This is a genomic window from Xanthomonas sp. NCPPB 901 (assembly GCF_056725085.1).
In genome coordinates this window covers 3150685-3166183 of sequence record NZ_CM161511.1, presented here as the reverse complement: position 1 = coordinate 3166183, position 15499 = coordinate 3150685, and the positions used below count along the sequence as shown (strand labels likewise).

9 protein-coding genes are annotated in these 15499 nt (G+C 68.6%); 7 read left to right on the top strand and 2 right to left on the bottom strand.

Annotation, left to right across the window (positions count from 1 at the left end; all coding sequences use genetic code 11):
* Nucleotides 1–34 precede the first annotated feature (34 nt).
* The 5 genes from AC1PME_RS13255 (at nt 35) to AC1PME_RS13235 (ending at nt 6903) form a co-directional block, all read left to right on the top strand.
* Entirely contained in the window at nt 35–2644 is a 2610-nt protein-coding gene (locus AC1PME_RS13255; RefSeq protein ID WP_481096113.1) for a bifunctional aspartate kinase/diaminopimelate decarboxylase, read from the top strand.
* Entirely contained in the window at nt 2628–3080 is a 453-nt protein-coding gene (locus AC1PME_RS13250; RefSeq protein ID WP_481096112.1) for a hypothetical protein, read from the top strand. The genes AC1PME_RS13255 and AC1PME_RS13250 overlap by 17 nt, the downstream gene beginning before the upstream one ends.
* On the top strand, nt 3077–4432 hold the full coding sequence (murL, locus tag AC1PME_RS13245; RefSeq protein ID WP_481096111.1) for a UDP-N-acetyl-alpha-D-muramoyl-L-alanyl-L-glutamate epimerase: 1356 nt from the start codon (nt 3077–3079) through the stop codon (nt 4430–4432). Before AC1PME_RS13250 ends, murL begins: the two co-directional genes overlap by 4 nt.
* On the top strand, nt 4413–5849 hold the full coding sequence (gene murD / locus AC1PME_RS13240; protein ID WP_481096110.1) for a UDP-N-acetylmuramoyl-L-alanine--D-glutamate ligase: 1437 nt from the start codon (nt 4413–4415) through the stop codon (nt 5847–5849). Before murL ends, murD begins: the two co-directional genes overlap by 20 nt.
* A gap of 268 nt (nt 5850–6117) precedes the next feature.
* Complete coding sequence (locus AC1PME_RS13235; RefSeq protein WP_481098117.1) at nt 6118–6903, top strand: dienelactone hydrolase family protein; 786 nt, start codon at nt 6118–6120, stop codon at nt 6901–6903.
* A 271-nt stretch (nt 6904–7174) separates the two neighbouring features.
* Here the strand turns inward: AC1PME_RS13235 and AC1PME_RS13230 are convergent, their stop codons facing one another.
* Nucleotides 7175–7438, bottom strand: a complete 264-nt coding sequence (locus tag AC1PME_RS13230) for a helix-hairpin-helix domain-containing protein (protein ID WP_481096109.1) — start codon at nt 7436–7438, stop codon at nt 7175–7177.
* 14 nt (nt 7439–7452) lie between these two features.
* Complete coding sequence (locus AC1PME_RS13225; protein ID WP_481096108.1) at nt 7453–8451, bottom strand: polyprenyl synthetase family protein; 999 nt, start codon at nt 8449–8451, stop codon at nt 7453–7455.
* A 281-nt stretch (nt 8452–8732) separates the two neighbouring features.
* Here AC1PME_RS13225 and AC1PME_RS13220 point away from each other — a divergent pair, with 281 nt between their 5' ends.
* Entirely contained in the window at nt 8733–9251 is a 519-nt protein-coding gene (locus AC1PME_RS13220) for a single-stranded DNA-binding protein (protein ID WP_481096107.1), read from the top strand.
* A 1038-nt stretch (nt 9252–10289) separates the two neighbouring features.
* On the top strand, nt 10290–15146 hold the full coding sequence (locus AC1PME_RS13215) for an autotransporter-associated beta strand repeat-containing protein (RefSeq protein ID WP_481096106.1): 4857 nt from the start codon (nt 10290–10292) through the stop codon (nt 15144–15146).
* Nucleotides 15147–15499 lie beyond the last annotated feature (353 nt).

Genomic DNA, 15499 nt, shown 5'->3' with positions numbered 1-15499 from the left:
GGCCTTTTCCCCACATCCTAGACACCCCCACTCCATGCCAGCTTCCTCTCCTGCCGATCGTTGGATCGTCCTCAAGTTCGGCGGCACTTCGGTGTCGCGTCGTCATCGCTGGGACACGATTGGGACGCTGGCGAAAAAACGCGCGGAGGAAACCGGCGCGCGGGTGCTGGTGGTGGTTTCGGCGTTGTCCGGGGTCACCAACGAACTGACCGCGATCGCCGACGGCAGCGCCGACAGCGCGCAACGCGTGGCCGTGCTGGAACAGCGCCACCGCGACTTCCTGGCCGAACTGGACCTCGATGCTGAGGCGGTGTTGGGCGAACGCCTGGCGGCGTTGCGTGGCCTGCTCGCCGATCCGCGCGCGGCCGAGCGCACGCTGGACTGGCAGGCCGAGGTGCTGGGGCAGGGCGAACTGCTGTCCTCGACCCTGGGCGCGGCCTATCTGCGCGCCAACGGCCTGGACATGGGCTGGATGGATGCGCGGCAGTGGCTTGACGCGCTGCCGCCGCAGCCGAACCAGAGCGCCTGGTCGCGGCGCCTGTCGGTGTCCTGCCAGTGGCAGTCCGATCCGCAGTGGCGCGCGCGCTTCGTCGCCCAGCCCACGCGCATGCTGATCACCCAGGGCTTCATCGCCCGGCATGGGGACGGCGGCACCGCGATCCTCGGCCGCGGCGGCTCGGATACCTCGGCGGCGTATTTCGGCGCGCTGCTCGGCGCCAGCCGGGTGGAGATCTGGACCGACGTGCCGGGCATGTTCAGCGCCAATCCGCGCGAGGTGCCGGATGCGCGCCTGCTGACCCGCCTGGACTACTACGAAGCGCAGGAAATCGCCACCACCGGTGCCAAGGTGCTGCACCCGCGCTCGATCAAGCCGTGCCGCGACGGCGGCGTGCCGATGGCGATTCTGGACACCGAGCGCCCGGACCTGCCGGGCACCAGCATCGACGGCAACGCCCGCACCGTGCCCGGGGTCAAGGCGATCAGCCGCCGCAACGGCATCGTGCTGGTGTCGATGGAAGGCATCGGCATGTGGCAGCAGGTCGGCTTCCTCGCCGACGTGTTCGCGTTGTTCAAGAAGCACGGGCTGTCGGTGGACCTGATCGGCTCGGCCGAGACCAACGTCACCGTGTCGCTGGACCCGAGCGAGAACCTGGTCAACACCGACGTGCTGGCGGCGCTGTCGGCCGACCTGGCGGAGATCTGCCGGGTCAAGATCATCGTGCCGTGCGCGGCGATCACCCTGGTCGGGCGCGGCATGCGCTCGCTGCTGCACAAGCTCTCGGACGTGTGGGCCACGTTCGGCAAGGAGCGCGTGCACATGATCTCGCAGTCGTCCAACGACCTGAACCTGACCTTCGTCATCGACGAGACCGACGCCGACGGGCTGCTGCCGATCCTGCATGCCGAACTGATCGACAGCGGTGCGATGCCGGTGGAGGAAACCGAGGTGTTCGGCCCGCGCTGGCGCGAGATCGCGGGCACCGTGCGGCCGCGGCCGGTGCCGTGGTGGCAGGGCGAGCGCGCGCATCTGCTGCGCCTGGCCGAGGCCGGCACGCCGCGCTACGTGTATCACCTGCCGACCCTGCGCGAACGCGCGCGCGCGCTCAAGGCGATCGCCGCGGTGGACCAGCGCTACTACGCGATCAAGGCCAACACGCATCCGGCGATCCTGCAGACCCTGGTCGAGGAGGGCTTCGGCCTGGAGTGCGTCTCCCACGGCGAGCTGCGCCGGGTGTTCGAGATCGTGCCGGAACTGTCGCCGCGGCGCGTGCTGTTCACCCCCAGCTTCGCGCCCCGCGCCGAATACGAAGCCGCGTTCGCGCTGGGCGTGACCGTGACCGTGGACAACGTCGAGGCGCTGCAGCGCTGGCCGGCGCTGTTCCGCGGCCGCAGCCTGTGGCTGCGCATCGACCTGGGCCATGGCGACGGCCACCACGAGAAGGTCAACACCGGCGGCAAGGCCTCCAAGTTCGGGCTGTCGGCGACCCGCGTCGACGAGTTCGTCGAGGCCGCGCGCGCGCTGGACATCCGCATCGTCGGCCTGCATGCGCACCTGGGCAGCGGCGTGGAGACGGTGCAGCACTGGCGGCGCATGTGCGACGAACTGGCCGGCTTCGCGCGGCGCATCGGCAGCGTCGAGGTCATCGACATCGGTGGCGGCCTGCCGATCCCGTACAGCGCCGACGACGAACCGTTCGACCTGGACAGCTTCGCGCAGGGCCTGGCCGAGGCCAAGGCGGTGCATCCGGCGTTCCGCCTGGCGATCGAACCGGGCCGCTACCTGGTCGCCGAATGCGGCGTGCTGCTGGCGCGCGCCACCCAGGTGATCGAGAAGGACGGCATCCGCCGGGTCGGGCTGGACGCCGGCATGAACGCGCTGATCCGCCCGGCGCTGTACGACGCCTGGCACGATGTGGCGAACCTGAGCCGATTGGAGCAGCCGGCCGAGACCGTGTTCGACGTGGTCGGGCCGATCTGCGAGTCCAGCGACGTGTTCGGCAAGCGCCGGCGCCTGCCGGCGGGCACCGCGCCCGACGACGTGATGCTGATCGCCGACGCCGGCGCCTACGGCTACAGCATGGCCAGCACCTACAACCAGCGCGAGTTGCCCCGCGAGGAGGCGATCGATGGGCGCGCAGGCTGAGTTCGTCGCGGGCAGCGCCGCCGCCGGTGCGGTGGCGATGGCCGCGGCCACCGCGCTGGACCAGTCCGGCACGGCGCTGCCGTGGACCGACAGCCTGAAGTGGGCGTTGCCGGCGCTGGTCGCGGCTGCGGCCGGCGCCTGGCTGGCGGTGCGTTGGCAGCGCCGCGGGCCCGCGGCGAGCACCGGCGCGCTGGCCCTGCGCACCTCGTTCCTGGCCGCGCTGGCCTACCTGCCGGCGCTGGCGCTGTATGTGCTGGTGGCCGTCCTGGCCTCTGCCGCGTCGGTGCCAGCCGGACAGCATTGGCAACTGTTGCTGATGGCCTTCGTGTTCGGCTGCCTGCCGCTGCTGTGGGCCGCCTTGCCGTTTTCGATGCTCGAATTTCTTCTGTGCCGCCGCTACCTGCGGCACACCCGTGTGCTTGCAGGACGTCCATGACCGCTTTCGACAAACAGCAGATCGCCACCTTCCGCTTCGTGCGCTGCGGCTTCGACGCCGACAGCGGCGTGGCGCGCCTGGTCTATGCGTTCGACGACGGCCCGGAGCTGGTGGAGACCATCACCGTGCCCGGCGCGCCGTTCGCACTCGACCCGGCGCGCGCGCAGGCGGCGCAGCGCGCCCTGCGCCTGCTGCACCTGATCGCCGGCGTCAGCTACTACAAGGCGGCGGTGCCGCCGCGCATCGTCATCGACGACTACGCCATCGATGCCGAGACCGCCGCGCTGCTGGACAGCGTGTACCTGCATGGCCTGGGCGAATTCGCCTACCGTAACGGCCTGGACCTGCGCGGACGCATCCGTTTCCCGGCCGCGGACGCCGGCGCGGCCGACGCGGCGGCGCTGGGGCTGCGCGCGCAGGCGCTGGTGGCGATCGGCGGCGGCAAGGATTCGCTGGTCAGCATCGAAGCGCTGCGCGCGGCCGGCGTGGCGCAGACGGTGACCTGGATCGGCGGCTCGCAGCTGATCCGCGCCTGCGCCGAACGCACCGGCCTGCCGACCTTGAACATCGGTCGCACGCTGGCGCCGGAACTGTTCGAACTGAACCGGCAGGGCGCGTGGAACGGACATATCCCGGTGACCGCGGTGAACTCGGCGATCCTGGTGTTCGCCGCGGTGCTGCACGACGCCGGCCAGGTGGTGTTCTCCAACGAGCATTCGGCCAGCTACGGCAGCCAGATCGCCGGCACCGGCGAGGTCAACCACCAGTGGTCCAAGGGCTGGGCCTTCGAGCAGGCGTTCGGCGCCCAGGTGCAGCGCTACGTGGCCGCGGACCTGCACTATTACTCGCTGCTGCGCCCGCTGTCGGAGCTGGCGGTGGCGCGGCAGTTCGCCAAGACCGACCACTACGACGCGCATTTCTCCAGCTGCAACCGCAATTTCCACATCCTCGGCGAGCGTCCGGCGCACCGCTGGTGCGGGGTCTGCCCGAAATGCCATTTCGTGTTCCTGGCGCTGGCGCCGTTCATGCCGAAGACGCGGCTGGTGCGGATCTTCGGCCGCAACCTGCTCGACGATGCCGGCCAGGCCGGCGGCTTCGACGCGCTGCTGGAGTTCCAGGACCACAAGCCGTTCGAGTGCGTCGGCGAAGGTCGCGAGTCGCGCGCGGCGATGGCCGCGTTGGCGGCGCGCGCGGAATGGAAGGAGGACGCGCTGGTGGCGCGCTTCATCCGCGAGATCCAGCCGCAGCTCGACCCGGCCGACCTGCGCGTGGAGCCGTTGCTGGAACTGGACGCGCAGCACCGCATCCCGGCCGACCTGTGGGAACGCGTGCGTGCGAATTTCGCAGCTTGAGGCGCGTCGGGTCGCGCTGTGGGGGTGGGGCCGCGAGGGCCGTGCGGCGTATGCGGCGGTGCGTGGGCGGGAATCGGGAATCGGGAATCGGGAATCGGCGGCGCCGCTGCCGCTGACGGTGTTCTGCTCGGCCGAGGAGGCCGCGGAAATCGCCGCACTGCACGATCCCGACCTGCGCGTGGAGACCGAGGCCAGCGCCGAGCGCCTGGCCGCGTTCGACGTCGTGATCAAGTCGCCCGGGATCAGTCCGTATCGGCCCGAGGCGCAGGCCGCGGCCGCGCGCGGCACGCGCTTCGTCGGCGGTACCGCGCTGTGGTTCGCCGAACACGCCGGGGCCGACGGGGTGGTGCCCGGCAGCGTCTGCGTCACCGGTACCAAGGGCAAGAGCACCACCACCGCGCTGCTGGCGCACCTGCTGCGCGCAGGCGGCCACCGCACCGGCCTGGTCGGCAACATCGGCGTGCCGCTGCTGGAAGTGCTGGCGCCGACGCCGGCGCCGCAGTATTGGGCGATCGAACTGTCCAGCTACCAGACCGGCGATGTCGCCCGCAGCGGCGCGCGACCGCAGCTGGCGCTGGTGCTGAACCTGTTTCCCGAGCACCTGGACTGGCACGGCAGCCAGGCGCGCTACATCGCCGACAAGCTCGAGCTGGTCACCCATGCGCGGCCGCGCATCGCGCTGCTCAATGCCGCCGATCCGCAGCTGGCGGCCCTGCAACTGCCCGACAGCGACGTGCGCTGGTTCAACCGCGAGGACGGCTGGCACATGCGCGGCGAGGTGGTCTATCGCGGCGACACCGCGGTGTACGACAGCGCGCAGGCGCCGCTGCCGGGCCGGCACAACCGCGGCAACCTGTGCGCGGTGCTGGCCGCGATCGAGGCGCTGGGGCTGGACGCGGCGGCGCTGGCGCCGTCGGCCGATCGTTTCCGGCCGCTGCCGAACCGGCTGCAGACCCTGGGCACGCGCGACGGCGTGACCTATGTGAACGACTCGATCAGCACCACCCCGCATGCCAGCCTCGCGGCGCTGGAGTGCTTCCGCGGACGGCGTATCGCGCTGCTGGTCGGCGGCCACGACCGCGGCCTGGACTGGCAGGACTTCGCCGGGCACATGCGCGATGGCGGCGCGCCGCTGGAGATTGTCACCCTGGGCGCCAACGGCCCGCGCATCCATGCGCTGCTGGCGCCGCTGGCCGCCGACGCCGGCTTCGGCCTGCATGCCGCGGCCGACCTGGCCGATGCGGTGGCGCTGGCGCGCGCGGCACTGGGCGAGCAGGGTGGCGTGGTGCTGCTGTCGCCCGGCGCGCCCAGTTTCGGCGCGTACCGCGACTACGTGGCGCGCGGCCGCCATTTCGCCGCGTTGGCCGGGTTCGACCCGAACGCGATCAGCGCCATTGCGGGGCTGGGCATCGCCTGAGTCGCAGCGCGGCGTCGGCGCACGCGCTGCGCTGGTGTCGCGCTGGCCGCCGCGCGTGCCGCACGTTGCGATGCGTGGCCCCTGGCCTGGCATGCGTGCTGCGGAAAGAACCTGCGCGGAAGCGACCGCCGGGCCGCCACGCGACGGCGCTGTGCGCCTTGTCCCAGAGCCATCGCCGGCCGCAGTCGCCCTCACCTCGACGTGCATGGCACGCTCTAGACTGCCGCCTGGTTCCCATGGGAGAAGGGCGATGCGCACACGTTCGACGATGCGGTGGGCCGGCGTGCTCGGCCTGGCCTTGGCGCTGCCGCTGCAGGCCTGGGCGGCGATGCAGGCCAAGCCGGTGGAGTGGCAGGTCGGCAAGGACACTTTCAGCGGCGCGCTGGTCTACGACGATGCCGAACACGACACGCGCCCCGGTCTGGTGATGGTGCCGAACTGGCGCGGCGTCAACGACTCCGCGGTGGAAAAGGCCAAGCGCCTGGCCGGCGACGACTACGTGGTGCTGGTGGCCGACGTCTACGGCAAGGGCAAGCGCCCGGCGAACGATACAGAGGCCGGGCAGTTCGCCGGCGCGCTGAAGAAGGACCCGGCCACGCTGCGCGCACGCGCGTTGGCGGCGGTGGCGGCGTTGAAGGCGCAGGCCGGCAAGGCGCCGCTGGATCCGGCCCGGATCGGCGCGGTCGGCTTCTGCTTCGGCGGCACCACGGTGCTGGAACTGGTCCGCGCCGGTGCGCCGCTGGCCGGCGTGGTCAGCCTGCACGGTGGCCTGGCCACCGCGGCGCCGGCGGCCGCAGGCAGCGCCAAGGCACCGGTGTTGGTGCTCAACGGCGCCGACGACAAGAGCGTGAGCCGCGACGACATCGTCGCCTTCGAGCAGGAGATGAACCGCGCCGGCGCCGACTGGCAGTTCGTCAACTTCAGCGGCGCGGTGCATTGCTTCGCCGAAGCCGACGCCAACAGCCCGCCGGGCTGCCAGTACAACCCGCGTGCGGCCAAGCGCGCCTACCGGATGCTCGAGGACTTCTTCGAGGAGCGGTTCGGCCGGGATTAGGGAGGTGCCGCGCGCTGCGCGCTTGGCGGGATTGGGGATTGGTAGAAGCGGTAGACCGCGCTTTGCCAATTCCGCTGCCGTACCCGACGTAGAGCGTGCGCGCCGCTGACCTGGCCGGGGGAGTCCGCAACGCGTCAGGTGTCATTCAAGTCGCGTTTACGAATCCCGATTCCCCAATTCCATCCGGTTTGCGAATCCCCAATCGCGGATTCCCAACCCCGTCCGGCGCGCGCAGCGCGCCGGATAGCGGCCAAGCGGGCCTAATGCACCCTTACGGCGTCTCTGAGCAGCGCTTGAGCGCGTGCGCCTGCGCCGCGGCGATAGCACCATTCATCGCTGCGCGCGCTTGCGGGCTGTTGCGCCAGCAGGTAGAGCCGAGCAGCGCCGCAGCCTGTTCGGTGAGTTGCACCGCATCGCAGGCGGCTAGCGCCTGCAGCGTATGCACACCCAATTGTTCCAGGCGCGCAACGACGGTGGGACCGACGCCTTTCACCGCCAACAGCACGGCGCGGTCCTCGGCGTTAAAGGCGGTCATGTCCGGGGCGGCTCTCAGTGTTTGCGCTCGACCGCGTAGCGCGCCAAGCCACGCAGCGCGGCCACCGCCTCGTTCTCCGGCAGGCCATCCAGGGCGCGCTCGGCGGCGGCGGCGTATTCGGCCGCGCGGCGGCGGCTGTAGTCGATGCCGCCACTGGCCTGGATCGCCGCCAGCACCTCCGGCATCGCGCTGGCCTCGCCCTGTTCGACGATCTGGCGCAGGCGTGCGCGGGTGGCCTCGTCGGCATGCGCCATCGCGTGGATCAGCGGCAGCGTGGCCTTGCCTTCGGCCAGGTCGTCGCCCAGGTTCTTGCCCAGGTCGGCGGCGTCGGCGGTGTAGTCGAGCACGTCGTCGGCGATCTGGAACGCATAGCCCAACTGCATGCCGTAGTCGTACAGCCGCTCCTGCACCGCCTCGCTGGCGCCGGAGGCCAGCGCGCCCAGGCGGGTGCCGGCGGCGAACAGCACCGCGGTCTTGCGCTCGATCACGCGCAGGTAGGCGGCCTCGTCGGTGTCCGGGTTGTGCACGTGCAACAGCTGCAGTACCTCGCCCTCGGCGATGCGGTTGGTGGTGTCGGCGAGCAGGCGCATCACCGCCATGCTGTCCAGCTCCACCATCAACTGGAAACTGCGCGAGTACAGGAAGTCGCCGACCAGCACGCTGGGCGCGTTGCCCCACAGCGCATTGGCGGTGCTGCGGCCGCGGCGCAGGTCCGATTCGTCCACCACGTCGTCGTGCAGCAGGGTCGAGGTATGGATGAATTCGATGATCGCCGCCAACTGGTGCTGCATCGGCCCACCGGCGCCGCAGGCGCGGCCGGCCAGCACCACCAGCATCGGCCGCAGGCGCTTGCCGCCGGCGGAGACGATGTGGTCGGCGATCTGGTTGATCAGCACGACGTCCGACGCCAGGCGGCGGCGGATCAGGGCGTCCACCGCGGCCATGTCCGGCGCGGCGAGCATCTGGATCTGGGGCAGGCCCAGGGCGGGGCTGAGGGATTCGGCGATGCTCATGCGGACAGGACTGGAAACGTGCGCAAAGTATAGGCTGCGCGGCCACATCCGTCCCGCGGTGGGCGCGCGCCGGGGCCGGAGGGCTTGCCGCGCCTGGGTTAGCCGCGCCAGGCGGGCCATGTGCCGGCAGGATTCCGACAGGCCAATGCGGCGTTTTCCGGGGTGCCCGCGGGCGCCTGGCGCAGGCCGGTCCAGCCCGGCGATGTTAGGATTGCTCCCCGAATCTTCTTTACCGCTCTGCGTGCCCCCCCGGCCGCGGAGACCCCAGACGGAAGCAGCTCATGGCCCGCGGCATCAACAAAGTCATCCTCGTCGGCAACCTCGGCAACGATCCCGACACCAAGTACACCCAGGCCGGCATGGCCATCACCCGGATCAGCCTGGCCACCACCAGCGTGCGCAAGGACCGCGACGGCAACCAGCAGGAACGCACCGAATGGCATCGCGTGGTGTTCTTCGGAAAGCTGGGCGAAATCGCCGGCGAGTACCTGCGCAAGGGCAGCTCGGTCTACGTCGAAGGCTCGATCCGCTACGACAAGTACACCGGCCAGGACGGCGTGGAGAAGTACTCCACCGATATCGTCGCCGACGAGATGCAGATGCTCGGCGGCCGCGGTGAAGGCGGCGGCGGCATGGGCGGTGGCGACCGTCCGCAGCGCTCGGCGCCGCCGCGCCAGGAGCGTTCCGGCATGGGCGGTGGCGGTGGTGGCGGGCAGGACTATGCCCCGCGCCGGCAGCAGCCGGCGCCGCAGCAGTCCGCGCCGATGGACGACTTCGCGGACGACGATATTCCGTTCTGAGTTTTCGCCGCCGACCCTGGCGAAATGGCGGGAACCGCAGGCCTGGCCGCGCTCCCGCCGGCATACCTTCATTGGTCTTGGATCCGGCCTGCACCGGGCGATGGTGAGCAGGGTGGAAGAGTTGAAATCGATCGAGAGGTTGGTCCAGTCGGGGGCAGGGCTGGAGCACGCCTTGGGGCGGACCTAACAGCGCGTGTGCGATGCATATGGCATGGGGTCGACGCTTGCCGGTATCTCGGCCAGGCAGTTCGGGGAGTAGGCGCGGGATCTGGCGGCAACGTGCGCCTGGCTCCAATGTGGCTGAATCATTGCCGGGCCTGGTACCTGTCTGCAATCGTCCTCTGAGACTGCGTCCGCTCGGACGCCTGATTGCCCTGAGCCTGACGCCACACCATGTCCGTTTCCCCTGCGGACATCGTTGGCTTCCAGTGTGCGCCACCTCAACTGACTGCCCGCAACGGGCGACAACGACAGTGCGTGCTGCAACCTGTGCGGCCATGGTACCGACCTGACGCAAAGGCGGGGCGTCAACCATCCCGCACTGAATCAGGCTTTCTCGCTATGGATCGGCCCGCAGCTTCTCCGCCTTGACCCTAGGCGAGCTGCGGAGATTGACGTGCGTGCGAATGCGTAGTTGCGATAGCGATGGATACGGCGCCTTTTACCGTCGTCGGATCGCCTTTCCGTAGCGCGTGTCCCTGGGGCGCAGGAGTGGCGTCGGGTCAGTGGTACCGCGCCAAGTTCAGTGGCGGATCAATGGAAGCGGCCACATTGATGCCTTCATCTCAATTGTGACTTTCATCACAATTTTTGTGATTGACTCTAAATTTGTGTCACACAATGTCGATACGTGATCGTTTTGTAGACAAATTATTTGGTTTTTGTCACGAAATAGCGTTAAGCCAATGTCAATGTCGGATCGATGCGATTAGCAGGAGGTTGGCTTACGGCAAGCCCTCTGTTTTGCGTCAAGTCGCTTTCGCCCTCGGTGAGGAGGGCGAACTGCATATGAATCCAGGATCACAGGGGGCGTCATCAATGAACAAAATTTTCCGCATCGTCTGGAACCGTGCGCTCGGCCAGATGGTGGTCACATCCGAACATGCCAGATCCACCTCGCGTGGCGGCCGGTCTGCTGTGCGCGGCCGGGACGGTACGCCATTTGTCCTGAATGGTATGAGCAGTCTGGCACTGGCACTGGCATTCACATTGCCCGCGCACGCCGCCAATCTCGCCATGCCGACCGGCGCGCTCCTGGACATCAATAACGGCTCGGCGTCCAACAGCGCCAGCAATACGCCAAACCAGTTCCAGGTGTACTCCGTCAATTACACCGCAACCAGCAGCGGCAACAATTACGTGCTGTTCGCGTTTCGCCAGGATCCGTCCTACTGGACCTTCGGCAATGTCGGCCTCTACGAGATCAACAGTTCCACCAACCTCTTCGATAATCCGCTTTTCGTGCGCGGCGGCGCGGCGAATGCGCAAAGCGGACTGCAGGCGCCTGCCGGCTGGGGCATCGTCTATCAGACCGGTACGACGCCGGAAGCAGCGGGTGTCTGGCATGCTCCAGGCACGTCCGGTCCGTCGACCACGAACGTGAACCAGGCGGGCGTCGCGGGCTCTTGGTACGACGGCGCGGTCGGCAGCTTCGATGGCATCTACCAGGGCATCAGCCTTGCCGCCGGCACGACCTACACCATCAGGTTCACGGCTTCCACCACCGGATTTGCGAATACCGCGGGCGCTGGCAACAACGACATCGAGCTTGGCGTCTACGCCGGCCAATGCGTCAGCCTCACCGGTCCTGCGGCCGACTGTACTCCCAACAATCCTTATTTCACGTCCCTGGCTTCCCCGTCGCAGACGCAGAATGCGGGTGGTCCCGCCTTAACGGTCATCAATCAGCCGACCACCACGACCACGCTCGGCAGCAACAACGGCAAGTTCGACGGCGGTACGTTGTTGCCGACCCAGGACACTACCCTCAACCAGACCTTCACCATCACCGACCATGGCGGCACGATCGACCAGGCCGGCCACCAGACGACGCTGACCGGTGCCATTTCGGACGATAGCGCAGGTACCCCTGGTGCGCTCACCATCGCCAACAGCGGCCAGGGCGGTGCGGTAACACTGACCGGCCAAAACGCCTATACCGGCCAGACCACGGTCAACACCGGTGCGACCCTCGCCATCGGCGGCGCGGGCAGCATCGCCTCGTCCAGTGGCGTGACCAACAACGGCACGCTCGATCTTTCCGGCGCAGGCGGCAACGTGACGGTTCGCAATATCGGCGGTCTGGGCGATGTCGCGCTTGGCAGCCACGATCTGGTGGTGTCGCAGGCCAATGGCGGCAGCATCGCAGGTACGGTCTCCGGCAGCGGAGGCGTCGACGTCAATGGCGGCACCCAATTGCTCGGCGGCAACAACACCTACACCGGCGGCACCCGCGTTACCAATGCGACGGTGCAGGTCTCCAGCGATCACAACCTCGGTGACGCGTCGGGCGGTCTGGCGCTGAACAACGGCACCCTGCACACCATGGGCAGCGTGGCTACCGCGCGCAATGTCGTGGTGACGGGCAACGGTACGTTCAATACCGATGCCGGCACCACCACCACCAGCACCGGTACGGTGTCCGGCAGCGGCGGCCTGGTGAAGAACGGCGCGGGCACGTTGGACATCGAAGGCGTGGCCGCGCACAGCGGCGGCACCACGGTCAACGGCGGCACGCTGGTGCTCGGCGGTGCCAACACCTACACCGGCGGCAACACGCTCAACGGCGGGACCCTGCAGATCTCCTCCGACGCCAATCTCGGCGATGCCTCCAATGGCATCGTCTTCAATGGCGGTGCGCTGCATACCACCGGCAACTTCGCCACCGGCCGCGCGCTGACGCTCAACGGCAATGGCGCGATCGCCACGGATGCGGGCACGACGCTGACCGCCAACAGTCCCGTGTCCGGCAGCGGCGGCCTGGTGAAGAACGGCGCGGGCACGTTGGACATCGAAGGCGTGGCCGCGCACAGAGGCGGCACCACGGTCAACGGCGGCACGCTGGTGCTCGGCGGTGCCAACACCTACACCGGCGGCAACACGCTCAACGGCGGGACCCTGCAGATCTCCTCCGACGCCAATCTCGGCGATGCCTCCAATGGCATCGTCTTCAATGGCGGTGCGCTGCATACCACCGGCAACTTCGCCACCGGCCGCGCGCTGACGCTCAACGGCAATGGCGCGATCGCCACGGATGCGGGCACGACGCTGACCGCCAACAGTCCCGTGTCCGGCAGCGGCGGCCTGGTGAAGAACGGCGCGGGCACGTTGGACATCGAAGGCGTGGCCGCGCACAGCGGCGGCACCACGGTCAACGGCGGCACGCTGGTGCTTGGCGGTGCCAATACCTACACCGGCGGCAATACGCTCAACGGCGGGATCCTGCAGATCTCCTCCGACGCCAATCTCGGCGATGCCTCCAATGGCATCGCCTTCAATGGCGGTGCGCTGCATACCACCGGCAACTTCGCCACCGGTCGCGCGCTGACGCTCAACGGCAATGGCGCGATCGCCACGGATGCGGGCACGACGCTGACCGCCAACGGTCCCGTGTCCGGCAGCGGCGGCTTGGTGAAGAACGGCGCGGGCACGCTGGACATCGAAGGCGTGGCTGCGCACAGCGGTGGCACCACGGTCAACGGCGGCACGCTGGTGCTCGGCGGTGCCAATACCTACACCGGCGGCAACACGCTCAACGGCGGGACCCTGCAGATCTCATCCGATGCCAATCTCGGCGATGCTTCCAATGGGGTGACCTTCAATGGCGGCAACCTCACCGTGACCAACACGATGAGCACGACGCGCGGTTTCAGCTTCGGTCCGCAGGGTGCGAGCATCACCACGCTCGACGGCGCCACGCTGTCCCAGCAGGGCGAGATGAGCGGCAGCGGCGGCCTGACCAAGCTTGGCGGCGGCACGCTGGTGGTGAGCGGCAAAAACACCTTCAGCGGCGGTACCCTCATCCAGGGCGGCGTGGTCCGTATCGACAGTGGCTCTTCGCTGGGCACGGGGCAGATCCTGCTGCAAGGCGGCATGTTGCAGACGGTGGCGACGCTGGGCACGAATCAGCAGGTTTTGCTCAGCGGCAACGCGGGCGTCGATGTGGCCACCGGCACTTCCACCGAACTGTCCGGCACCATCGCCGAGGCGTCCGGCAATGGCTGTTTCGTGAAATCCGGTGCCGGACGCCTGAACCTTTCGGGTAACGCGATCCTCGGCAGCGGAACCTGCGTGGCGGAGGGCATGCTCGCGGCGAACGGTGTGCTGGCGAGCAGCTTCGTGCAGGTCAACCAAGGCGCGACGCTGCGTGGCATTGGGGCGATCAGCGGCCCGGTGACCGTCGATGGCAAGCTGGCGCCGGGTGCCTCGCCCGGTACGCTCGTCGTCAGCGGCGATGTGAGGATGAGCGCCGCCAGTACCATGCAGATGGACATCGACGGTCTGGGAACCGCGCATGGTGTCGGCAACTATTCGCGTCTCCTGGTAGTCGGCGCCGGGCATCGCTTCTTCGCCAACGGCGTGTTGCAGCCTTTGTTGCGCGGCATGACCGGCAGCGCAAGCAATACCTATACGCCGGTTCTGGGCACGACCTTCCGCATCGTCACCGCCGATGGCGGCGTCGTCGGTCGCTTCAGCTCGATCGCTCCGTCCGATGGTCTGCCGACCAATGCGCGTTTCGTCGCCTTCTATGGTGTCAACAATGGCAATAGCATCGATCTGCGCGTCGCGCCGTTGTCCTATGCGCCGTTGCTGGGCGACGCCGCGAACCGCAACGCCCTCAACGTCGCCGGTGCGCTCGACAGCACCCTGAACGCGCAAGTGGCCGGATCGGCCACCGCTGCCCAGACCGGACTGCTGTATGCGGTGTCGTCGTTGGGCGCGACGCAAGTCGCGCCGATGGTCGCCAGTCTCGGCGGCGAAGTGCATGCCGATCAGGCCGCTGCCGCGCGCGTGGCGGGCCTCGGCATCCAGCGCGACGTCGCCGATCATCTCGGCACCGATGCGCAGGCCGCGGCCGGGCACCAGGCCTGGGCCAATGTGACCCGCGACGGCAACCGCACCGTCGCCGACGGACAGGGCTCGGGCTTCGATACCGGAACTGACCGCACCAGCGCCGGCATCGATCTGTATGCGGATGGCGGGACTGTCGTCGGCGTGGGCGCCAGTCACCACGACACCAGCGTGATGTCGCACGGCGGCCGTGGCAATGTCCGCGGCAACGCGGGCATGCTCTACGCGCAGCAGCAGGCGGGTCGTGTCGTGCTAGATGGCATCGTCGCCTACGGCTCCACGGATTGGCTGACGCACCGTGCCGATCCGCTGGGCGGCGCATCGATCGAAAGCCGGACATCGGGCAAGGACCTGATGGCTTCGACCGGCATGCGTTTCCCGATCCAGACGGCGGCGGGTAACCGCGTGGAGCCCTATGCCAGCGTGATCTGGCAGAAGGTCGAGCGCGACGCGATCAGCGAGCGCGGCGGTTCGCTGGCGGCGCTTTCGCTCGACGCCCTGTCGCAGACCGGCACACGGATCCTCGCGGGCGTGGCGTTGGGTTCGAAGGATGCCGATCCGCTCGCCGCCGAGCAGACCTGGCGTGCTGGTGTCGCGGTGGGCGCCGACACCGGCGACCTGCTGGATCCGACGGTGCACAACACCCTGGCCGGCCAGCGCTTCGAGACGGCGGCGCCCGAGATCGGCCGCGGCTTCGTGCAGTTGAACGCCAATGGCACGGTAAGGCTGGCCCAGAGAACCTATGTCTACGTCGGCCTGAACGCGGAAGTCGGAAAGAACCGCTCGGCGTACGGCATCACTGGTGGCCTGCGCGTCGCGTTCTGATCCAACGCAGGCGGTGGCAAGGGGAGGGCGGCCGTAAGGTCGCCCTTTTCGTTTTCGGCAGGCAGCGGCGATCGTGGCCCGTTGTTGCGCGCAGTGCCATCTGCGCGGCCCACGTGCGCGGTGCCGGAAGTCGCAGCGCCGCAGGCTGTGACGGATTACACTTCACGCGTACGTCACGCCACTAGGAAACTGGGGAACAAGGAATGAAGAAGGGGATGCGCGCAGTCGCGTTGTTGTGTCTGCTGGGAGCGGGGAATGCATGGGCGCAGGTGGATCTGGCGCCTTATCTGGTCAAAGAGCAGGTCGAAACATTGAAGCTGTCGCCGACCGGCGAGTATTACGCGGCGACGGTG